The sequence below is a fragment of the Pseudomonas sp. KU43P genome, from assembly GCF_033095865.1.
Taxonomy (GTDB): Bacteria; Pseudomonadota; Gammaproteobacteria; order Pseudomonadales; family Pseudomonadaceae; genus Aquipseudomonas.
In genome coordinates this window covers 3,287,807-3,309,091 of sequence record NZ_AP019365.1, presented here as the reverse complement: position 1 = coordinate 3,309,091, position 21,285 = coordinate 3,287,807, and the positions used below count along the sequence as shown (strand labels likewise).

At 62.3% G+C, this 21,285-nt stretch carries 16 protein-coding genes and 2 pseudogenes; 7 read left to right on the top strand and 11 right to left on the bottom strand.

All coding sequences use genetic code 11. The features are described 5' to 3' along the window. A complete protein-coding gene (locus KU43P_RS14995; protein WP_317658150.1) occupies positions 1–1,635 on the top strand; it encodes an ABC transporter ATP-binding protein in 1,635 nt (544 codons plus the stop codon). Positions 1,636–1,644: 9 nt separating this feature from the next. After that, entirely contained in the window at positions 1,645–2,349 is a 705-nt protein-coding gene (locus tag KU43P_RS14990) for an NAD(P)H-dependent oxidoreductase (RefSeq protein ID WP_317658149.1), read from the top strand. 114 nt (positions 2,350–2,463) lie between these two features. Here the strand turns inward: KU43P_RS14990 and acs are convergent, their stop codons facing one another. The 9 genes and pseudogenes from acs to KU43P_RS14950 all read right to left on the bottom strand — a co-directional run bounded on the left by acs (position 2,464) and on the right by KU43P_RS14950 (position 13,195). Beyond that, positions 2,464–4,425, bottom strand: a complete 1,962-nt coding sequence (gene acs / locus KU43P_RS14985; RefSeq protein WP_317658148.1) for an acetate--CoA ligase — start codon at positions 4,423–4,425, stop codon at positions 2,464–2,466. 52 nt (positions 4,426–4,477) lie between these two features. Then, positions 4,478–5,233 carry a methyl-accepting chemotaxis protein gene (locus KU43P_RS27075; protein ID WP_411567257.1) on the bottom strand — a complete coding sequence of 252 codons (756 nt, stop codon included), beginning with the start codon at positions 5,231–5,233 and terminating at the stop codon, positions 4,478–4,480. Positions 5,234–5,335: 102 nt separating this feature from the next. Beyond that, positions 5,336–6,361: pseudogene (locus KU43P_RS27070) on the bottom strand (cache domain-containing protein); the annotation flags it as partial. A 100-nt stretch (positions 6,362–6,461) separates the two neighbouring features. Next, on the bottom strand, positions 6,462–7,982 hold the full coding sequence (locus KU43P_RS14975) for an aldehyde dehydrogenase family protein (protein ID WP_317658146.1): 1,521 nt from the start codon (positions 7,980–7,982) through the stop codon (positions 6,462–6,464). Positions 7,983–8,043: 61 nt separating this feature from the next. After that, positions 8,044–8,871, bottom strand: coding sequence for a phosphonoacetaldehyde hydrolase (gene phnX, locus KU43P_RS14970; RefSeq protein ID WP_317658145.1), 828 nt, complete (start codon positions 8,869–8,871; stop codon positions 8,044–8,046). 39 nt (positions 8,872–8,910) lie between these two features. Beyond that, complete coding sequence (locus KU43P_RS14965) at positions 8,911–10,251, bottom strand: MFS transporter (RefSeq protein ID WP_317658144.1); 1,341 nt, start codon at positions 10,249–10,251, stop codon at positions 8,911–8,913. Then, positions 10,248–10,454: a hypothetical protein gene (locus tag KU43P_RS14960; RefSeq protein ID WP_317658143.1), complete on the bottom strand. Its 207-nt coding sequence runs from the start codon at positions 10,452–10,454 to the stop codon at positions 10,248–10,250. Before KU43P_RS14960 ends, KU43P_RS14965 begins: the two co-directional genes overlap by 4 nt. Positions 10,455–10,510: 56 nt before the next feature. After that, positions 10,511–11,677 carry a 2-aminoethylphosphonate--pyruvate transaminase gene (locus tag KU43P_RS14955; protein ID WP_317658142.1) on the bottom strand — a complete coding sequence of 389 codons (1,167 nt, stop codon included), beginning with the start codon at positions 11,675–11,677 and terminating at the stop codon, positions 10,511–10,513. Between the two features lie 126 nt (positions 11,678–11,803). Beyond that, positions 11,804–13,195, bottom strand: a complete 1,392-nt coding sequence (locus tag KU43P_RS14950) for an FAD-dependent oxidoreductase (RefSeq protein WP_317658141.1) — start codon at positions 13,193–13,195, stop codon at positions 11,804–11,806. Positions 13,196–13,322: 127 nt separating this feature from the next. Here KU43P_RS14950 and KU43P_RS14945 point away from each other — a divergent pair, with 127 nt between their 5' ends. The 4 genes from KU43P_RS14945 (at position 13,323) to KU43P_RS14930 (ending at position 17,732) form a co-directional block, all read left to right on the top strand. Beyond that, a complete protein-coding gene (locus KU43P_RS14945) occupies positions 13,323–14,204 on the top strand; it encodes a LysR substrate-binding domain-containing protein (RefSeq protein WP_317658140.1) in 882 nt (293 codons plus the stop codon). Positions 14,205–14,304: 100 nt separating this feature from the next. Next, on the top strand, positions 14,305–15,408 hold the full coding sequence (locus tag KU43P_RS14940) for a polyamine ABC transporter substrate-binding protein (RefSeq protein ID WP_317658139.1): 1,104 nt from the start codon (positions 14,305–14,307) through the stop codon (positions 15,406–15,408). A gap of 36 nt (positions 15,409–15,444) precedes the next feature. Then, positions 15,445–16,863 (top strand): aminotransferase, encoded by a 1,419-nt coding sequence (locus tag KU43P_RS14935; protein WP_317658138.1) that lies wholly within the window; start codon positions 15,445–15,447, stop codon positions 16,861–16,863. A gap of 53 nt (positions 16,864–16,916) precedes the next feature. Continuing rightward, positions 16,917–17,732 carry a helix-turn-helix transcriptional regulator gene (locus KU43P_RS14930; RefSeq protein ID WP_317658137.1) on the top strand — a complete coding sequence of 272 codons (816 nt, stop codon included), beginning with the start codon at positions 16,917–16,919 and terminating at the stop codon, positions 17,730–17,732. Here the strand turns inward: KU43P_RS14930 and KU43P_RS14925 are convergent. Further along, a pseudogene (locus KU43P_RS14925) lies at positions 17,707–18,192 on the bottom strand (GyrI-like domain-containing protein); the annotation flags it as partial. The gene KU43P_RS14930 and the pseudogene KU43P_RS14925 sit on opposite strands and share 26 nt — an antisense overlap. A gap of 538 nt (positions 18,193–18,730) precedes the next feature. Between KU43P_RS14925 and KU43P_RS14920 the strand changes: the two are divergent. Beyond that, a complete protein-coding gene (locus tag KU43P_RS14920; protein ID WP_317658136.1) occupies positions 18,731–19,906 on the top strand; it encodes an IS481 family transposase in 1,176 nt (391 codons plus the stop codon). A 774-nt stretch (positions 19,907–20,680) separates the two neighbouring features. On the opposite strand, the gene KU43P_RS14915 is transcribed toward KU43P_RS14920, so the two are convergent. Continuing rightward, positions 20,681–21,277 carry a cytochrome c3 family protein gene (locus KU43P_RS14915; protein WP_317658135.1) on the bottom strand — a complete coding sequence of 199 codons (597 nt, stop codon included), beginning with the start codon at positions 21,275–21,277 and terminating at the stop codon, positions 20,681–20,683. Positions 21,278–21,285 lie beyond the last annotated feature (8 nt).

Genomic DNA, 21,285 nt, shown 5'->3' with positions numbered 1-21,285 from the left:
ATGAGCAACGATACCTTGCTGGAAATCCGTGGCCTGCGCATCGAAGGCCACTACGAGAATGCCTGGCACCCGCTGATCAAGGGCATTGACCTTACGCTCAAGCGCGGCGAAGTGCTGGGGCTGATCGGTGAGTCCGGGGCCGGCAAGTCGACCCTGGGTCTGGCGTCCATGGGTTATGTGCGCGACGGTTGCCGGATCACCGGGGGCAGTGTGTGCTTCGACGGCATCCAGCTGCTTGAAGCCAGCGCCCAAACCCTGCGCAAGCTGCGCGGCCTGCGCATTGCCTATGTCGCGCAGAGCGCCGCAGCCTCGTTCAACCCGGCCCACCGGCTGATCGACCAGCACGTGGAAACGGCAGTGATCAACGGCGGCATCGACCGCGCCAAGGCCCAAGCCGAGGCCGTGGAGCTGTACCGCATCCTGCGCCTGCCAGACCCCGAGCACATCGGCCAGCGCTACCCGCACCAGTTGTCCGGCGGCCAGTTGCAGCGGGTGATGACGGCGATGGCGATGGCCTGCCACCCCGACCTGATCATCTTCGACGAACCGACCACGGCGCTGGACGTCACCACCCAGATCGAAGTGCTCGCGGCGATCCGCGATGCAGTGAAGACCTTCGGCAGCGCCGCACTCTACATCAGCCATGACCTGGCGGTGGTGGCGCAGATGGCCGACCGCATCATGGTGCTGCGCCACGGCAGCCTGGTGGAGGAGGCGCAGACACGCACCATGCTCAGCGCGCCGCAGCAGGCCTACACCCAGTCGCTGTGGGCGGTGCGCAATTTCCATACCTCGCCCAAGGCCTGCCCTGGCCATGAACAACCCTTGCTCGAAGTGCGCAATGCCAATGCCAGCTATGGCCACCAGCCTGTGCTGCACGACGTTTCGCTGAAGCTGTATCGCGGCCAGACCCTGGCGGTGATCGGCGAGTCGGGCAGCGGCAAGAGCACCACGGCACGCTTGATCAGCGGCCTGCTGCAGCCCAGCTCTGGCCAAGTGCTGTATGACGGCGAGCCGCTGCCGGCGGACTATCGCCAGCGCAGCAAGGAACAACTGCGGCGCATCCAGATGATCTACCAGATCCCCGACACGGCGCTCAACCCCCGCCAGCGCATCGTCGACATCATTGGCCGGCCCTTGAGCTTCTACCTGGGCCTCAAGGGCAAGGCGCTGCGCGAGCGGGTCGCCGAGTTGCTGCGGATGATCGACCTGGAGCCGGCCAAGTACATGGACCGCCTGCCGCGCGAGCTGTCCGGTGGGCAGAAGCAGCGCATCTGTATTGCCCGCGCGCTGGCCGCCGAGCCGCAACTGATCATCTGCGACGAAGTGACCTCGGCGCTCGACCAGCTGGTGGCCGAAGGCGTGCTGAAACTGCTCGACCGCATCCAGCGCGAGCTGAACGTGGCCTACTTGTTCATCACCCATGATGTGGCCACGGTGCGCGCCATTGCCGACGAGGTGCTGGTTATGCAGCGCGGGCGAGTGGTCGACCACGGCAGCCGCGAAGCGATTTTCCGGCCGCCGTTCCGTGACTACACCGGGTTGCTGTTCTCCTGCGAGCCGGAAATGGACCCAGACTGGCTCGACCGTCTGCTGGCGGCCCGCAACCCTACTTCCCCTTTGGCAACTGTTTGAGGATTGCCCATGAAAGTCCTGATCGTTCACGCCCACCCCGAGCCCCAATCCTTCACTGCCGCGCTACGTGACCAGGCGGCGGAAACCTTCCGTGCCCAGGGCCATGAGGTGCAGGTCAGCGACCTGTACGCCATGGGCTGGAACCCGGTGGCCAGTGCCGATGACTTCAGCCACCGGGAGAACCCGGACTACCTGGTGTACGCGCTGGAACAGCGGCTGGGGGTGAAGAGCGGGTCCATCGCGCCAGATATCAAGCAGGAACTGGACAAGCTGTTGTGGGCCGACCTGCTGGTGCTGAACTTCCCGATCTTCTGGTTCTCGGCGCCGGCGATGCTCAAGGGCTGGATCGACCGGGTGCTGGTGTCGGGCGTGTGCTATGGCGGCAAGCGCTTCTACGACCAGGGCGGGCTGGCCGGCAAGCGTGCGCTGGTGACCGTGACCCTTGGTGGGCGTGAGCACATGTTTGGCGAAGGGGCGATCCATGGGCCGCTGGAGGACATGCTGCGGCCGATTCTGCGTGGGACTTTGGCGTATGTCGGGTTCGAGGTACTGGAGCCGTTCGTGGCGTGGCATGTGCCGTATATCAATGACGAGGCGCGCAAGGAATTTCTGCGCAGCTATCAGCAGCGGCTGGAGCAGTTGTCGGATGATCTGCCGATGAGCTTTCCGCGGCTGGAGCAGTTCGATGAGGCGTTGTATCCGTTGCCGCGTTGATCACGCCGCTGAATAGGGGGTGGGCCCCATGGCTGGCAAGCCAGCTCCCACAGGGATCGCGCAGTGTGGGAGAGGGCTTGCCGGCGATGGGGCCGCAAAGCGGCCCCCGCACCATCAAGCAGTCGCCAGGCTCATCGCCTTATGGGTATCGATCAGGTGCTGCACCACACCCGGGTCGGCCAGGGTCGAGATATCCCCCAGCGCATCGTATTCACCCGTGGCAATCTTGCGCAGGATCCGCCGCATGATCTTGCCCGAGCGCGTTTTCGGCAGCCCCGGCGCCCACTGGATCACATCCGGCGACGCGATCGGCCCGATCTCCTTGCGCACCCAGTTCTTCAGCTCCAGGCGCAGCTGCTCGCTCGGCTCCTCGCCGGCATTGAGGGTGACGTACACGTAGATGCCTTGCCCCTTGATGTCGTGCGGCACGCCCACCACTGCGGCCTCGGCCACCTTGCTGTGGGCGACCATGGCGCTTTCGATCTCGGCGGTACCCATGCGGTGCCCGGACACGTTCAGCACATCGTCCACACGGCCGGTGATCCAGTAGTAGCCATCCTCGTCGCGGCGTGCGCCGTCGCCGGTGAAGTACATGCCACGGAAGGTCTTGAAGTAGGTGTCGACGAAGCGGTCATGGTCGCCGTACAGCGAACGCGACTGGCCTGGCCACGAATCGAGGATCACCAGGTTGCCTTCGGCGGCGCCCTCGATCAGGTTGCCCAGGTTGTCCACCAGCGCCGGCACCACGCCGAAGAACGGGCGGGTCGCCGAGCCTGGCTTGAGCGCCGTGGCGCCCGGCAGCGGGCTGATCAGCACGCCACCGGTCTCGGTCTGCCACCAGGTGTCGACGATCGGGCAGCGTTCCTTGCCCACGGTCTTGTAGTACCAGTTCCAGGCTTCGGGGTTGATCGGCTCGCCCACCGAGCCCAGCAGGCGCAGGCTGGAGCCGTCGGCCCCGGCCACGGCGGCCTCGCCCTCGGCCATCATCGCGCGGATGGCGGTGGGGGCGGTGTAGAGGATGTTGACCTTGTGCTTGTCGACGATCTTCGACACACGGGTGATGTCCGGGTAGTTCGGTACGCCTTCGAACAGCAGGGTGGTCGCGCCGTTGGCCAGCGGGCCGTAGACGATGTAGCTGTGGCCGGTGACCCAGCCGACGTCGGCGGTGCACCAGTAGACTTCGCCCGGGCGGTAGTCGAACACGCGCTCGTGGGTGAGCGCGGCGTACACCAGGTAGCCGCCGGTGGTGTGCAGCACGCCCTTGGGCTTGCCGGTGGAGCCGGAGGTATACAGGATGAACAGCGCTTCCTCGGCGCCCATCTCTTTCGGCGCGCAGTGGCTGGAGGCAACTTTCATCAGGTCTTCGTACCAGATGTCACGGTGCTGGTGCCAGGCGATGTCGCCACCGGTGCGCTTGCACACGATGATCTTCTGCACGCTGCTGGTTTCAGGGTTGGTCAGCGCCAGGTCGACGTTGGCCTTGAGCGGGGTACGACGGCCACCGCGCACGCCTTCGTCGGCGGTGATGACGACTTTCGACTTGCAGTCGATGATCCGCCCGGCCAGGGCTTCCGGCGAGAAGCCACCGAACACCACGGAGTGGATCGCGCCGATGCGGGCGCAGGCCAGCATGGCCACCACGGCTTCGGGGATCATCGGCATGTAGATGGTGACGACGTCACCGCGGTGCACATCCTGGCCGCGCAGGGCGTTGGCGAACTTGCAGACCTGCTCGTGCAGTTCGCGGTAGGTGATGTTGCGGTGTTCGCAAGGGTCGTCGCCTTCCCAGATGATGGCCAGCTGGTCGCCGCGGGTTTCGAGGTGGCGGTCCAGGCAGTTGGAGGACACGTTCAGGGTGCCGTCGGCGAACCACTTGATGTCGACATGGTGGTCGTCGAACGAGGTCTGCTTGACCTTGGTGAATGGCTTGATCCAGTCGAGGCGCTGGGCCTGCTCGCGCCAGAAGCCGTCCGGGTTGATCACCGATTGCTGGTACATGGCCTTGTAGGTGGCCTCGTCGGTCAGGGTAGTGGCCGCAACCTCGGGACGAACGGGATACAGTGGAGCCGCACTCATCTGTGTTACCTCGGTGCAAGAGTTGTTGTTTTGTGCTGTCACGGAGTGCGCCTCAGATCTTGAAACGGCTGAGCAGTCGATCCTGCTGGCCGACGTGTTCGACCATCACTGAGCACTGCGCGACCTGTTTGTCCGCACTGCCGGAAACCGCCAGGCTGATGTCGCGGATCGTGGTGGTGTTGCGGTTGATTTCTTCGCTGGTGACGCTCTGCTGTTCAGCGGCGGCGGCAATCTGCAGGTTCATGTCGTTGATGCGCTGGATCGCCTCGCGGATACGGTCGAGGGTCTGATTGGCGGCAACGGCGTCCTCGGCGGTCCTGCTGGCGGTTTCACGGCTTTGCTGCATGCGCCCCTGGGCGTGCTTCACGCCGCTTTGCAACTGCTCGATCATTTCGCGGATTTCCTGGGTGGACTGCTGCGTGCGCGAGGCCAGCGAGCGCACCTCATCGGCTACCACCGCGAAGCCGCGGCCCGACTCGCCGGCACGGGCCGCCTCGATGGCGGCGTTGAGTGCGAGCAGGTTGGTCTGGTCGGCAATACTGGTGATCACCGCCACGATCGATTCGATGCGCTGGCTGAGGGCGGACAGCTCGTTGATGGCCTGGCCGGTGTCGTTCATTTCGTTGGCCAGGCGCTTGATCGCCCCGGTGGAGCGAGACACCAGCGCGACCCCGCCAGTGGTCTGCTCGGTGGCCACCAGCGCTGCCTCGGCCGCCGCCTGGGCGTTGCGCGCCACGTCTTCGGCAGTCGCGGCCATCTCGGCCATGGCTGTGGCCAGCTGGTCGAGTTCCTGCAATTGCAGCTGCACCCGGCCGGCGGCTTGGTCGGCTGCGCTGGAGGTCGCGGTGGTGCTTTCGCGTACCTGTTGCGAGCGGCCTTTTACATCGCTGATGAGCGTCTTGAGGTTGGCCAGCAGGTGGTTGAACTCCCGGGAAACCAGGGCCACTTCGTCGTTGCCCGACACCTGCAGCTGGCGGGTCAGGTCGCCTTCGCCGCGGTTGATGTCTTCAAGCGACTGCTTGAGGCGGTCCATCGGCCAGAGCAGGCGGCGGACCATCAGGCCCAGCACCAGCAGGCTCAGCAACACGCCCAGGGCGGTGCCGATGACCGCTCGCCAGGTCAGGGTATGGGCGGCGGCCATGACGATGTCCTGCTCCAGCACCACGCCGATGTACCAGTCCAAGCCCTTGAGGCCCGTGAGCGGGATGAACGACACCAGCAGGGGCTTGCCGTTGCGAGTGATGTCCTGGAGCTGGCCGTCGAGGGGTGGGGTGCTGCCGCCGAACAGTTCGCTGTAGGGCTTGCCGTTGAGCTCGGCGTTCGGGTGGGAAATGATGGCACCGTTGCTGTTCAGCAGGAACGCATAACCGGCGCCGCCGAAGTCCAGGGTATTGATGGCCTCGGCCACCGTGGTCAGGCGGATGTCACCGCCGAACACGCCCAGCGGGCGGCCTGCATCGCTGATTTGGGCGACCGCCGAAATCAGGATCTCGCCGCTGGTGGAGTCCTTGTAGGGCTCGGTCAGAACTGCCTGGCCTGCGGCCTTGCCGGTTGCATACCAAGGGCGGGTTCGGCCGTCATAGTCAGTTTTCGGGTTCCACGGTGCGCTGTTCTTGATGGGTTTGCCATCCGCTTGGAGGGCGCCGAACACCAGCTTGAACTCGTCCTTAAGCAAGGGCGCGTCGAAGATGCGCTGGGTGGTTTGCGGGCTGTACTGGCTATCGATCGCCTGGGCAGCCAGGTCCATCAGGTGCAGCTTGCCATTCAGCCAGTTCTCGATCTGGCGCGCCACGGCATTGCTGGTCTCGAAGATGCTCGCCTGTACCTGGTCGCGCAGCAGGGTACGCACCTGGCTGACTTGGGTCAGGGTCAACAGGCTGGTTGTAACGCACAGCACACAGGCAGCCACAAGGCTTACCTTGTAACGGATTTTCATTGAAGGTTCCGCCGATTGAGAAAGTGCCGACCCCCACCTGTTCCCTGCAGGCGCCGGCTTGCCGGCGATGGGCTGCAAGGCAGCCCCAGGCCGGCCCGGTTTAGAAGAAGCCCAGCGGATTGATGTCGTAGCTCACCAGCAGGTTCTTGGTCTGCTGGTAGTGGTCGAGCATCATCTTGTGGGTTTCACGGCCGACGCCGGACTTCTTGTAGCCACCGAACGCGGCATGCGCCGGGTACAGGTGGTAGCAGTTGGTCCACACGCGGCCAGCCTTGATGCCGCGGCCCATGCGGTAGGCGCGGTTGATGTCGCGGGTCCACACACCGGCGCCGAGGCCGAACTCGGTGTCGTTGGCGATCGCCAGGGCTTCGGCTTCGTCCTTGAAGGTGGTGACGCTGACCACCGGGCCGAAGATTTCTTCCTGGAACACGCGCATTCTGTTGTTGCCTTTGAGCAGGGTCGGCTGAATGTAGTAACCGGTGGCCAGCGAGCCTTCCAGCTTCTCGACCTTGCCGCCGGTCAGCAGCTCGGCGCCTTCTTCCTGGGCGATCTGCAGGTACGACAGGATCTTCTCGAATTGCTGCTGCGAGGCCTGGGCGCCGACCATGGTGTCAGTGTCCAGCGGGTCGCCGCGCTTGATCTGCAGCACCTTCTTCATCACCACTTCCATGAACTGCGGGTAGATCGACTCCTGCACCAGGGCACGCGACGGGCAGGTGCACACTTCGCCCTGGTTGAAGAACGCCAGCACCATGCCTTCGGCGGCCTTGTCGATGAAGCTCGGCTCGGCCTGCATGATGTCTTCGAAGTACACGTTCGGCGACTTGCCGCCCAGCTCGACGGTGGACGGGATGATGTTCTCGGCGGCGCACTTCATGATGTGCGAGCCCACCGGGGTGGAGCCGGTGAAGGCGATCTTGGCGATGCGCTTGCTGGTGGCCAGGGCTTCGCCCGCTTCGCGGCCATAGCCTTGTACCACGTTGAGCACGCCCGGCGGCAGCAGGTCGCCGATCAGCTCGACCAGCACGGTGATGCCCAGCGGGGTCTGCTCGGCTGGCTTGAGCACCACGCAGTTGCCCGCGGCCAGGGCCGGGGCGAGCTTCCAGGCGGCCATCAGGATCGGGAAGTTCCACGGGATGATTTGCCCGACCACGCCCAGCGGCTCATGGATGTGGTAGGCCACGGTGTTTTCGTTGATCTCGGCGGCGCCGCCTTCCTGGGCGCGGATGCAGCCGGCGAAGTAGCGGAAGTGGTCGACGGCCAGCGGGATGTCGGCGTTGAGGGTTTCGCGGATTGGCTTGCCGTTGTCCCAGGTTTCGGTGATGGCCAGGACCTCGAGGTTCTGCTCGATGCGGTCGGCGATCTTCAGCAGCACGTTGGAGCGGTCCTGGACGGACGTGCGGCCCCAGGCGTCGGCGGCGGCGTGGGCGGCGTCGAGGGCCTTGTCGATGTCTTCGGCAGTGGAGCGGGGGAATTCTGCGATCAGTTTGCCATTCACCGGGGAGGTGTTTTCGAAGTACTGCCCCTTGACCGGAGCTACGAACTCTCCACCGATGTAGTTGCCGTAGCGGCTCTTGAAGTTGACCTTGGCGCCTTCCGTGCCGGGATGTGCATAACGCATGATGATTTTCCTTGTGGTCATTTTGGCAAGGGCAGGGCCAGCGGGCCCCGCCCAGGGGCAGTCAGCAAGCTTGCGGCGTTTCTCCGCGAGCCAGGCGCTGGTTGATGTCCTCGATCACCGCCGGCAGGTCGACGATGGTGTCGATCAGGTAGTGCGGGCGAGACGGCTCGAACATCTTGACGATGCGCGCACGCTCTTCGGCCAGCTTGTCCGATGGCAGTGCCTTGTAGAGCTGATAAGGCAGCCCCAACGCGTTGCCCGAACAGGTCAGGGCAACCGTCCACATGCCCGCCTTGCGGCCTTCGAGGATGCCTGGCCAGGTGTCGTCCACCTTCACGCAGGCCGCGACATCATCGATGCCCAGGGCGATGACGTTGGCCAGTGCCTGCGAAGGCCAGGGGCGCCCATTGGGCGTCTCGTCCGTAGCCACTACATGGTCGGCGACGTAGCCGTTCTGTTTGGCGAGCTCCACCACCTTGTCCATCACCACTTTCGGGTAGCCGGAGCAGGAACCGACCTTCATGCCCCTGCGGCGCACGTCGGCGATGGTTTCCAGTGCGCCCGGTATCAGCGCGGAATGGACGGCGATCTTTTCGATCTGCAAGGGCATGAAGCGGTTGTACAGCGCCGTCACATCATCATCGGTAGGCGTGCGGCCAAATACCTTGTGATAGCGTTCGGCAATTTCAGGAATGTCGCAAAGGGTGCGGATGTGGTCCCACTTGCCCATGCCCATCGGGCCACGGGCTTCCTCCAGCGAAACCTTGACGCCGAACTCGGCGAAGGCTTCGACAAAAATCTGCGTCGGCGCGAAAGAGCCGAAATCGACGACGGTGCCGGCCCAGTCGAGGACGACGGCTTGCAGTTTTGATGGCGTTTCATAATTCATGGACGTTGCTCCAGTGAGTGTTTCAAGGACAGGTCGATGTCAGGAATTGGTGCCGAGCGCGGCAGGCTGCAGTGGCGTCGAAGCCACTTCGGTGTTTTCCACCGTCTTGGGGCGGCTGTTCCAGAACGGGATCAGCATTGAGGCGGCCAGCAGTGCGGCCCCCGTGAACACAACGAATACCGTGATGGTGTCGAAATAGCCCGGTAGCAGGCCGCCGAGCACCGCACCCACCGAACCACAGCCGTTGACGAAGCCGGCGGCGGACGCTGCGCCGTCCTTGCTGCCGAAGTCGATGGCTGCCGAACCGCTGATCATCGAATCTGGCCCATACAGCGTCAGGCCCATCATGAACAGCAGGCCCACCACTACATACAGGCTGCCGCTCTGCATGGCCGGCACGAACAGGGCCAGGCAGACCGTCAGCACCACCAGGCTGAGGACGCAGGCGGGAATGCGACGGGCGCCGAAGTACTTGTCCGAGGCAATGCCGATGAGAATGGGCCCGACCAACCCGGCCAGTTCGAACGAGGTCGGTACGATGGCCGACGCCACCTTGCCAATCTCTGGCATCCGCTCATAGATGATCACCGGCCCCCACAGCAGGATGGCGTAGCGGGCGGGCTTGAGCATGAAGTAGGCAAGGCCCAGGAACAGCACGGTGCGGTTCTTCATCACCGTGCGCAGGCCGGCCCACATGCTTTCGCGCGGCACCGCTGCCTTGCTGACGGGTTCAAGCTCGATCTCGACGGGGGGCAGCCCCACGTCTTCCGGGCGGTTGCGCTGCAGGAGGAAGAACAGGACGGCGACCACCAGCACGACGGCGGCGCTGCTGAAGAACGCGATGCGCCAATCGTGGTAGGCGTCGTACGCCCACCACCCCGCGAACGGTGTCGCCACCAGCCCGCCGAACGCGTAGGAAGTGCTCCAGTAGCCCAGTACCCGGCCACGTTCACTGGTGCTGAAGAAACTGCCCACGTTCTTGCACAGCCCCGACCAGCCCGTGGACTGGGCAAGGCCCTGGATCAGCATGCAGGAGGCGAAGATCGGCAGGGTGGCGTAGGTGCCCATGAGCACGGCTGCTACCGCAGAGATGACCAGCCCGCTTAATACCACGACCCTGGGGCCGAAGCGGTCGGAGAAGTTGCCCCAGAGAAACTGGCCCACGGCGTAGGCCGTCAGGTACAGGGCATCAAGGTTGGCCATCATGGCCTTTTCAAGTACGAAATCCGGGTCTTCGCCAATGCCTAGTTTAGCGACGGAAAACGCCTTGCGAGTGAAGTAGAAGGCGGCGTAGGCCACCCAGGTAATGAGAAAAACCTGCACGCGCCAACGTTGCAGCGATTTCCAGCCAGTTGCGAGAGGACTTGCATTATTGTTCATGGTGTTCTGATCCCGTAGTGGGTGCCAGACAGCGCAAAGTCATTGGTTTTGTTGTTGTTTTCGAGACTGAACAATGCATCCATGCGCACCCCGCCAGCTGCTGCCCGCACGTGGGCAACAGACCAATTTTCAAGAGGTGCGGTCGCTGACGCGTGGCTGGCACCCGTCAGCGGCTCCATGGTTGAAAAAAGGCCCTTGCCCAAGGGGGCGATCCACTCGCCCCCCAGCTCGATTCGACAAGGGCCTTTGAACGGTGTGATCAGGCAGTGGCGTGCTGCATGTCGACATTCATCGCCACCAGGCTGTCGGCGATGGCGCGCAGCAACTGGTGGACGACGTATTCGTCGATTTGGCCGATGCAGCCGATGCGGAAACTTTCAGCGACGGTCAGTTTGCCGGGGTAGATGATGAAGTTGCGCGACTTCAGTTCATCGTAGAAACGCTTGAACTCGAAGTTCGGATGTTCAGGGCTGAAGAACGTGGTGATGATCGGCGACAGCCAGCGGTCTTCGAGCAGTGTCTTGAAGCCCAGCTCGCGCATGCCGGCCACCAGCACGTCGCGGTTGCGGGTATAACGCGCCAGCCGCCCATGCACGCCACCTTCGGCGTCATGCTGCTCCAGCGCCTTGTGGAAGGCCACCACGCTGTGGGTCGGAGGTGTGAACCGCCACTGGCCGGTCTTCTCCATGTAGACCCATTGTTCATACAGGTCGAGGCTCAGGGAGTTGGCGCGGCCTTTGGCGGCCTCCAGAACACTGCGTCGAATGATGACGAAGCCGAACCCCGGAATGCCCTCGATGCATTTGTTGGCGGAAGACACCACTACGTCGAACGGAATGTCCTGAACGGTCAGCGGTACCGCGCCGAAGGAGCTCATCGCATCGATGATCAGGCTCTTGCCATGGGCTTTGACCACGTCGGCGATTTCCCGCAGCGGGTTGAGGATGCCCGAGCTGGTTTCGCAGTGAACCAGAAACACGTTGGTGACGTCGGGGTTGGCCTTGAGCAGGGCATCCACTTCGTCGGGTTGCGGCGGCAGGTAGTCGCCTTTGTCCAGGGTGATGAACGCGCGGCCGAGGTATTCCAGGGTCTTGGTGGCGCGTTGACCGTAAGCCCCGTTCATCAGCACCAGCGCCTTGCCGTCACGGGGGATGGCGGTGGCCAGCGCTGCTTCTACCGAGTAGCTGCCACTGCCTTGCAGCGGTACGCAGGCGAAGCTGTCATCGGTGACACCCGCCATGGCCAGCAGGCTGTTGCGCACTTGCGCAGTCACCTGGTTGAACGCTTTGTCCCATGAGCCCCAGTCGCGGAGCATGGCTTCCTTGGTGGCCCTGGACGTGGTCAGCGGCCCAGGGGTCAGCAGGTAGGGTTCGCCCAGTGCGGGGGTTGCCAGCGCTTGGGAAACGGGAAACTCGGCTTTGGTCATGATCTTCTCCGGCAGTGTTGTTTTTGTAAGGAGTGATGCATGGCGTGATCAAAACATTGGCGAAAAAATAAAGAAAATCGATTTATCACATTTCACAAATAACCTGAGCTTATGAGTGATGATCACTCATGACTTGTCCGCCTTGCCGGCTGCGGCGGCGAACTTGGCCAGGTGGACGTCCAGCCGGCGCGGGCGTCGGTTGTGGTCCTCGGCGCGCTCCTTGCGGCGAATGGCGTTGCGCACCATCAATGAACCCAGATAGCGGAAGGGTTCGGGCGGGAAATGCCCGAGAGGGCCATCGAGCAACGGCGAGCGCGTCCAGGGGTTATCCAGCCCCAGCACCAGCGACGACAGGATCTGGCCGCCCATGTGACAGGGCCCCACGCCACTGCCTGAGTATCCGAAGCCATAGAAGATATTGCGGTTGGCGCCCATGCGGCCGAAGAAGGGCAGGCCGGTGACCGAACGATCCGAAGGGCCATTCCAGGTTGCGGCGATATCGACGCCGGCAAAGGCGGGGAAGAACTTTTCCAGCGAATCGCGCAACAAGCCCGCATACGGCGAGGGCTGGTCGAACACCGGCAGGATGCGCCCGCCGAACGCAAAGGTATTGCCCCCTTTGCCGAGCATGATTCGCCCGTCGGGGGTGTTGTGGTAGTAGTGCACGAAAATGCGCGAGTCGAGCACGGTCACGCCGCTGGTCAGGCCTATGCGCTCCAGCAGGTCCGGCCGAGGTTCGGTGATGATCATGTCGCTCGAGACAATGGCCACCGAACGCGAGAATTGCGGAAATGCCCGCGCCATCCAGGCATTTATCGCCAACACCACTTTCCCGCAGGTCACTTTGCCATGGGGGGTGATGACCGATGCCGGCTGCCCTTGGTCCAGGCCGACCATGGGTGACCCTTCATGGATACGTACCCCCAGCCCCAGCGCAACCCGCCGCATGCCACGCACCAGCTTGGCCGGCTGTACGCTGGCTGCGGCGGGTGAATACCAGCCTTCAAGGTGCTGGGCAGAGCCGGACATGCGTTGCACATCGGCGAGTGCGCGCTTGGAGAAGGTGTTTATGCCATGGCGCTCCAGCGCGGCGACCACCGCGTCGGTGGAGCCGACTTGGGCCTGGCTGGTGGAGGTGTACAGCGTGCCGTCGAGACGGTAATCGGCATCCACGCCGTACTTTTTGCAGAAGGCGCCGATGGCGTAGATGCTGTGTTCCGACGCCTTGACCAGGCGCACGGCCTCTTCGAGCCCGAACAGGCGCTCCAGGGTAAAGAACTTCGCGGACCAGGACAGCGCACACCCGCCGTTGCGCCCGCTTGCTCCCGCGCCGCAGATGTCGGCTTCGACGATGACCACATCGAGGTCGGGGTTCTGCTCCTTGAGCATGATGGCGGTCCACAGGCCGGTATAGCCGCCGCCGACGATGCAGACATCGGCATTGATGTTCTGCCCAAGGGGCGGGCAGGGTTCGTCGGGCTGGTTCTTCAGGGCTTGTTCGAGCCAGAAAGGTCGCATCGAGTGTCTCCAGAAAGGGCGCAATCCAGGCGTGGCGCCTTGCGAAAAACATCCTTGCAGTGCAATGTCCATAAATAAAATCGATTTAACGTATGCATGCATAGGCCATTCCTATGGAGGCGGCACGATGGCGATCTCACACACACAACTCAAGGCTTTCCATGCCGTGGCCCTGAATGGAGGCTTTACCCGCGCGGCGCAGCAGCTCTGCCTTTCTCAACCGGCAGTGTCCGATCAGGTGCGCAAACTCGAGGATTACTACGGGGTCATGCTGTTTCTGCGCGAGAAGCGCCAGGTGCGGCTCACCGAGGTGGGTGAGCGGTTGTTCGGCATGACCCAGCGCCTGTTCGATATCAGTGCCGATGCTCACGACATGCTGATGGACTACCGCACACTGTCCACCGGGACGCTGAACCTGGCGGTGGACGCGCCGGTGCATGTGCTGCCCTACGTCGCTCGATTCTGCGCCCGCTACCCTGGGGTCGACGTGAAGATCGAGACTGGCAATACCGATGAAGTGCTGGAGCGCTTGTTCGGCTACCAGACGGACATCGCGCTGCTGGGGCGCAGCATCGAAGACGAGCGCTTGATGACCCTGCCGCTTCGAAGCGACCCGATGCTGGCTTTCGTCGCCCATGACCACCCTTGGGCACAAAGGGAATCGGTCTGCCTCGCCGACCTGGCCAATGAACCGCTGGTGTTGCGCGAGCAGGGGTCGGTGACGCGACTTTCCCTGGAAGAGGAAATGGCAGCGGCTGGGTTGCGCATCCGCAAGGCCATCGAGGTCGAGGGGCGTGAAGCCGCGCGCGAAGCCGTGGCGATCGGCATGGGAGTGGGCGTGGTGTCGGCGGCCGAACTGGGCTCGGACTCACGTCTGCGCGGCCTGCCGATCGACGACAGCCGGCACCGTTTTACCGAGACCTTGGTGTGCCTGCGCGCGCAGAGCTCGCGGCGCATCCTGACGACCTTCTTCGACAGGGTGCGAGAAGAGCTGGAGGGCGGTTGCTGACTGACCCCACCCATTCGGGTTATGGCCCCGTAGCAGATTCCCCCGGATAGTGGCTCCATCAGCTCGCCCGAGCCGATCCTGATCACACGATGGAGTTGCTATGCGCAAGGCATTGAAGGTGATTTCCAGTCTGTTGATGTGCTGCACCGCCACGGCTGCCCTGGCCGGGGAGGCAGATACCAGCAACACGCTCAGGTTGTACAACTGGACCGACTACATCGGCGAAAACACCCTCGCCGATTTTGAAAAGCAAACCGGCATCAAGGTGATATATGACACCTTCGACGGCTACGAAACGGTCCAGACCAAACTCCTCACCGGCCGCTCCGGCTACGACCTGGTGATGCTCAATGCTTCCCTGGTGCCGCCACTGATCAAGGCCAAGGTGTTCCAGCCGCTGGACAAGTCCAAGCTGCCCAGCTGGGCCAACCTCGACCCGCAGGTGGTGCAGCACATGCAGGCCTTCGACCCCGGCATGGTGTACTCGGCGCCCTACACCTGGGGCAGCTCGGGTATCACCTACAACGTCGACAAGATCAGGCAGCGCATGCCCGATGCGCCCATCGGCTCTCTGGCCATGCTGTTCGACCCCAAGATCGTTTCGCGCTTCGCCGACTGCGGCGTGACCATCATGGACGCACCCAGCGAAGTGATCCCGCTGGCGCTCAAGTACCTCGGCAAGGACCCGCAAAGCGCCAAACCGGCCGACCTCAAGGCCGCCCAGGACGTGCTCATGGGCGTGCGCCCGTACATCAAGAAATTCGACTCGGTGAACTACCTCACCAGCCTGCCCAACGGTGACGTGTGCATGGCCCTGACCTGGTCCGGTGACTACGCCACCGCCCAAGCCCGCGCCGTGGAAGCGAAGAAGGACATCAACCTGGCGTTCTTCATTCCCAAGGAAGGCTCGCTGATCTGGTTCGACAGCCTCTACCTGCCCAACGACGCACCCCACGTGGCCAACGCCCACCGCTTCATCGAGTACCTGCTGCAGCCCCGAACCATGGCCGAGGTGACCAACTACATCCACTACGCCAACAGCAACGCCGCCGCTACGCCGCTGGTGCAGGCCGACATCCGCAACGACCCGGCGATCTACCCCGACGACCACACCCGTGAGCGGCTGTTCACCCAGAAATCCCAGGACCCGCAGGCCATGCGCGCCATTACCCGGGTCTGGAGCACGGTCAAGACCGGCATCTGACACCTTTCACCGTACCGATCCGACAAGGAAAAGCTTATGGCTACCCCGAATCGCAAGCTGGCCGCCGCCCCACGCAACGACCTGCTGGTCGAGGCCGACAAGGCCCACTACATGCACGGCTACCATGTGTTCGACGAGCACGCCGAGCAGGGCGCACTGAACATCGAAGCTGGCGAAGGCGCCTACATCTACGACACCGAAGGCAACCGCTTCCTCGATGCCGTTGGCGGGATGTGGTGCACCAACATCGGCCTGGGCCGCGAGGAAATGGCCCTGGCCATCGCCGACCAGGTTCGCCAGCTGGCCTATTCCAACCCGTTCTCCGACATGGCCAACCCGAAAGCCATCGAGCTCTGCGAAAAACTCGCAAGCCTGGCGCCGGGTGACCTCGATCATGTGTTTCTCACCACCGGCGGCTCCACCGCCGTGGATACCGCCTACCGGTTGATCCAGTACTACCAGAACTGCCGCGGCAAACCGCACAAGAAACACGTGATCGCCCGCTACAACGCCTACCATGGTTCCACCTGCCTGACCATGTCGATCGGCAACAAGGCGGCCGACCGGGTACCGGAGTTCGACTACGCCCACGACCTGATCCACCACGTATCCAATCCCAACTTCTACCGGGCCGGGGATGACATGGACGAGGCCGAATTCCTCGACTTTCTGGTGGCCGAGTTCGAAGACAAGATCCTCTCCCTGGGCGCAGACAACGTCGCTGCCTTCTTCGCTGAGCCGATCATGGGTTCGGGTGGCGTGATCATCCCGCCCAAGGGCTACTTCCAGCGTATGTGGCAGGTGTGCCAGACCTACGACATCCTGTTCGTCGCCGATGAGGTGGTGACCTCGTTCGGCCGGCTGGGCACCTTCTTCGCCTCCGAGGCGCTGTTCGGCGTCACTCCGGACATCATCACCACCGCCAAGGGCCTGACCTCGGCCTACCTGCCGCTGGGAGCGTGCATCTTCTCGGACCGCATCTGGAAAGTGATCGCCGAACCGGGCAAGGGCCGCTGCTTCACTCACGGTTTCACCTACAGCGGCCACCCAGTGTGCTGCGTGGCGGCGCTGAAGAACATCGAGATCATCGAACGGGAAAACTTGCTGGCCCATGTGAACGACGTCGGCAGCTATCTGGAACAGCGCCTGCAGACGCTTGCGGGCCTGCCGCTGGTAGGCGAGGTGCGCTGCATGAAGCTGATGGCCTGCGTCGAGTTCGTGGCCGACAAGCAGACCAAGGCCCTGTTCCCCGACGCGGTGAACATTGGCGAACGCATCCACGTGCGCGCCCAGGCCAAGGGCTTGCTGGTGCGCCCGATCATGCACCTGAACGTGATGTCGCCGCCGCTGATCATCACCCATGCCCAGGTGGACCAGATCGTCGACACCCTGCGCAGCTGCATCCTCGATGCCGCGCGTGAGCTGACCGAGCAGGGCCTGTACCACGGCCAATGACTCACCTGCACGCAAAGGTGCGCGCGCATGCCCCGGCCGGTAGACTGCGGGGCATGAGCCGAGCACATGAAAACACCACAATAAGCCTGCCGTTTCATGCCCTGCAGCAATGGCACAGCGCCCTTCAACAGGCCTTCGCCCACAGCGAGGGCCCGGACGCGCTGGCCTGGCTGGCGGCGGCGATCAGCCAGCTGGTGGGCGCCGAGTCGATGCTGATCAGCCTCGAACGCAAGGGCCAGCCGCCGCAGCTGCTTTACCAGCAGGGCATACCGGACCGCTACCACGAGGCGGTGCTGGAGCGTTATTTCGCCGCCGGCTACCTGCTCGATCCGTTCTGCCTGGCAGTGGAGAAGGGCCTCGCCCAGGGCTTCTACCACCTGGAAGACATCGCCCCCGACAACTTCTTCGACAGCGACTACTACAAGGCCTATTACCTGGGTACCGGGTGCAGCGAGGACAGCTATTTCATCGTCGACCTGGGCAACGACAGCAAAATCTCGGTGAGCCTGTTCCAGGGTTGCAGCGGCGCGCGGCTGGGTGTGGAGCAACTGCATCTGCTGCAGGCGGTGGAGCCGATGGTGCGCGAGCTGCTGACGCGCTTCGCCCAGCATGGGTTGACGCAGGCACCGGACGGCAAGGGCAGTGTACAGGCGGCGTTCGACAGCTTCGGTTGCGATGTGCTGACCCAGCGCGAACGGGAAGTGGCGCAGATGGTGCTGCAGGGCCACTCAGTGAAATCCACAGCCCATGAGCTGGGGATTTCACCGGAGACGGTGCGCATGCACCGCAAGAACCTGTACCTGAAGCTGGAGATCAACTCGCAATCGGAGTTGTTTGCCCAGTTTATCGGGTGGTTGCGGCGGCTTTGAGCGGAACGTAGATATCCGTCTGCCACTGATCCAGCGGCGTTTCGGGATGCACGCTCAGGTAATGGAAGAACAGAGGATGGTCGCGTAGCTCCTCGCCGCTCGAAGGCAGCCAGTCACGGTAGAGCGGGTAGATGGATTCGCCGATGTAGTCAGGCGAGCCCACATGGCGAACCACTGCACACCGCCCAGCCGGGATGGTCTTTTCCTGTACGCCGAAAGCATTGGGCCGCAGCGCTTCATCTAGCTCGCCGCAAATGGCGAAGCGAAAATCCTCGCTGGGCGTGGTATCGGGGTTGCCGTAAGGAATGCCGAACGTGCGGCTGCTGGCCACAGGCGACTGGCCACTTTGCATGCGCCATTGACGAAAGCGCTCGACGCTTTCGCCGAGCAGGCCGGGTGCGCCCTGATGTTCGAGTGCTGCCAGGCGGGTTTCGGCGAATTCGACGATACGGATCTGCATGGCGGTGGTAATCATTATTCGGGCCTCAGTATCGTTAGCAGTGTTTGCTCAAATGTTTATAGCAGGACTGAGTGTTTGAATTGGCGATTTCTAAGCCTAAAGCTAAAAGCCAAAAGCTCACGTGATGGTTCTGACGTACGCGTGTATATCCGAAATCAACAGCGAGCCATACTCACCTTTCCGCCCTTACGGCGTCCGTTGTCACGGGACAGGGCCACCCGCCGTAAGGGCGGAAAGGTGAATCAGCGCTGCTGCGGCGATTGGATATTCACCTGATCTGAAAGCCACAGCCCCCGAAAGCCCCGAAACGGCGAAAGGTTAAAGCTCATGCGGTGGTCTTGATGCACTCGGGCATATCCATTTGCCAAGGAGACGCTCATTCACCTTTCCGCCCTTACGGCGGGTCACTTTTTGGCAAACGCCCCAAAAAGTAACCAAAAAGGGCTGGCGGTATGACTCACCCACATGGGTTACAAATCAGTTCACTCACATAGGTGACAGTTTTTAACTGGCAAGGTCGGTTTTCGAGGATCTGACCATGCCTTGGCGAGAGCTAACACCTATGGACCTGAAATTGCTTTTCATCGCTGACTATCTCAAGGGGCCGCCCAGCTTCAGCGCCCTGTGCCAGGCTTATGAAATAAGCCGGAAGACCGGCTACAAGTGGATCGAGCGGTATGAAAAGGAAGGCCCGGCAGGGCTGGAGGAGCACAGCCGTCGCCGATTGACTCAAGACGGCGGCATCCCTCATACCGTCCGTGAGGCAATCATTGAGCTGCGTGGCCGGGGTGAGACAGAACCTGGGCCCAAGAAAATCCAGGCTGCTTTACAGGTACGATTTCCAGATCAGGTGCCCCCGTCGAAGACGACGATCTACAACGTCCTGAAGCAAGCAGAACTCGTAAAGCCGCGCCGCCTGCGTCAGCGAGTGGCGGTTTACCCCAAGCCCCTTGAGAAAGCAGAGACGCCCAACCAGCTCTTTAGCGCCGACTACAAGGGGCAATATCTGACGGGTGCTGGAGTGTGGTGCTATCCGCTGACGATCATGGACCACGCCAGCCGCTTCTTGCTCGCGTGCCACAGCATGCCCAACACCAACTTTCAGGAAACTCAGGCGGTATTTACCAAGGTGTTCCGTGAAAATGGCTTACCCGAGCGTATTCGAACCGACAATGGCGTACCGTTTGCCAGCAAAGGGCGTGCAGGCCTTTCCCAGTTATCTATCTGGTGGCTGCGCCTAGGCATCATTCCTGAACGAATCGCACCCGGCAGGCCTGAGCAAAATGGTCGGCATGAACGTATGCATCGAACTCTTAAGAGCACTCTTCCAGCGCCACCAGCGGTAGCATGGGAAGCTCAACAGCAGCACTTTGATCGATTCGTGCAGCATTACAATCACGAGCGTTTGCACGAAGCGCTGAAACAGAAAACGCCTGCATCCTGCTATATGCCCTCACCGCGCCCGTATCCTGAAAAATTGCCTGAAATGGCCTATCCAAGTCACATTGAATGCTACCCAGCGGACAGCTGTGGCATCTTGAATCGGCGGGGTTTGAGGATTTATGTTGGCTATGTGCTCAAGCATCAGCTCATTGGGCTGGAGCTGATCGGCGATGGGGCGTGGGATGTCATTTTCGGTCCAATCATCCTCGGTCGTATCGATGAGCGAGATGCTATCGACGGCTATGTGACACTCAAGGTGTTACCTATGTGAGTGTACTTTTCTGTAACCCATGAGGGTGACCCGTACATGGCTCCCATCATACGGCCCCTGCGCTACGCTCCGGGGTCCCCTCGCTCCGGTGCCTTCCGGGGGCTCCGCGGCCTACGACTTGCTACGCAAGTCTACATCTCGCGCTTCGGCTGACGCCGAAGGGTGCTGCGCACCGGCCCCCTCCAGTCACCTCCACTCGGCCTCCTGAAGTCGCAATCTGCGGCGCCTGGGGTATCGCGCGCTAAAAGCAAAAGCAAAAGCCAGGGCTAAAAGCGGTAAAGCGGAACTGAGCCATTCGAAATGATTTGAAGTATCTGAAGCGAGCCCAACCCTTTGTCCGTCGCTCTACTTCTGCTCTTGCTTCTGCTTTTGCTCTTGATGCGCGGTAGTCCAGACGCAGCAGATTGCGACTTCAGGAGGCCGAACGGAGGTCATGCGGAGGGAGGCGACGGGCATGGATGCCCGTCGAGCGCTGAGGCCCCATGGATGGGGCCTGCAGCGCGTACTCCCGGGAGCATGACCGGAGAGAGGGGACCCCGAAGCGAAGCGTAGGGGCCGGATGATGGGAGCGGGCGGTTTTTGCTTACTTTTTGCCAAGACAAAAAGTAAGCCGCCGTAAGGGCGGAAGGGTGATTGTGCGCCACCTTGGCAAATGGATATTCACTCGTTTTAAAAGCCAAAAGCCAAAAGCCAAAAGCCAAAAGCCAAAAGCCAAAAGCCAAAAGCTCACGCGATAGTGCTGATGTAACCACGCATATCCGAACTTGAAAGAAGTTACCACCCCTTCACCCCAGTCATGTCCGGCAGCTTGTGCGCGATACCCTTGTGGCAATCGATGCACGTAGCCTCGCCACTGGCCAGCGAAGTGGAATGCATGGCCGCAGCGCGTTTGCTCTGGCGGGTGAAGTCCATGAACTGGAAGTTATGGCAGTTGCGGCACTCGCGCGAGTCGTTGGCCTTGAGCCGGGCCCATTCGTGTTCGGCCAGCTCGCGGCGGTGATCGAGGAATTTTTCACGGGTATCGATCGTGCCGAAGAGCTTGCCCCAGACCTCCTTGGAAGCCTGCATCTTGCGCGCGATCTTGTGCGTCCATTCATGGGGCACATGGCAGTCGGGGCAACTGGCGCGCACACCGGAGCGGTTGGTGTAGTGGATGGTGTCCTGCAGCTCGACGAACACGTTGTCACGCATCTCGTGGCACGAGGTGCAGAACTTTTCGGTGTTGGTCAGTTCCAGAGCCGTGTTGAAGCCACCCCAGAAAATGATCCCGGCAATGAACCCGCCAAGGGTCAGAAAGCCCAGGCTGTAGTACACACTGGGGCGTCGCAGGATGCCCCAGTAGTCCTTGAGCAAGGCAAGCAGTGCTTTCATGGCGCCTC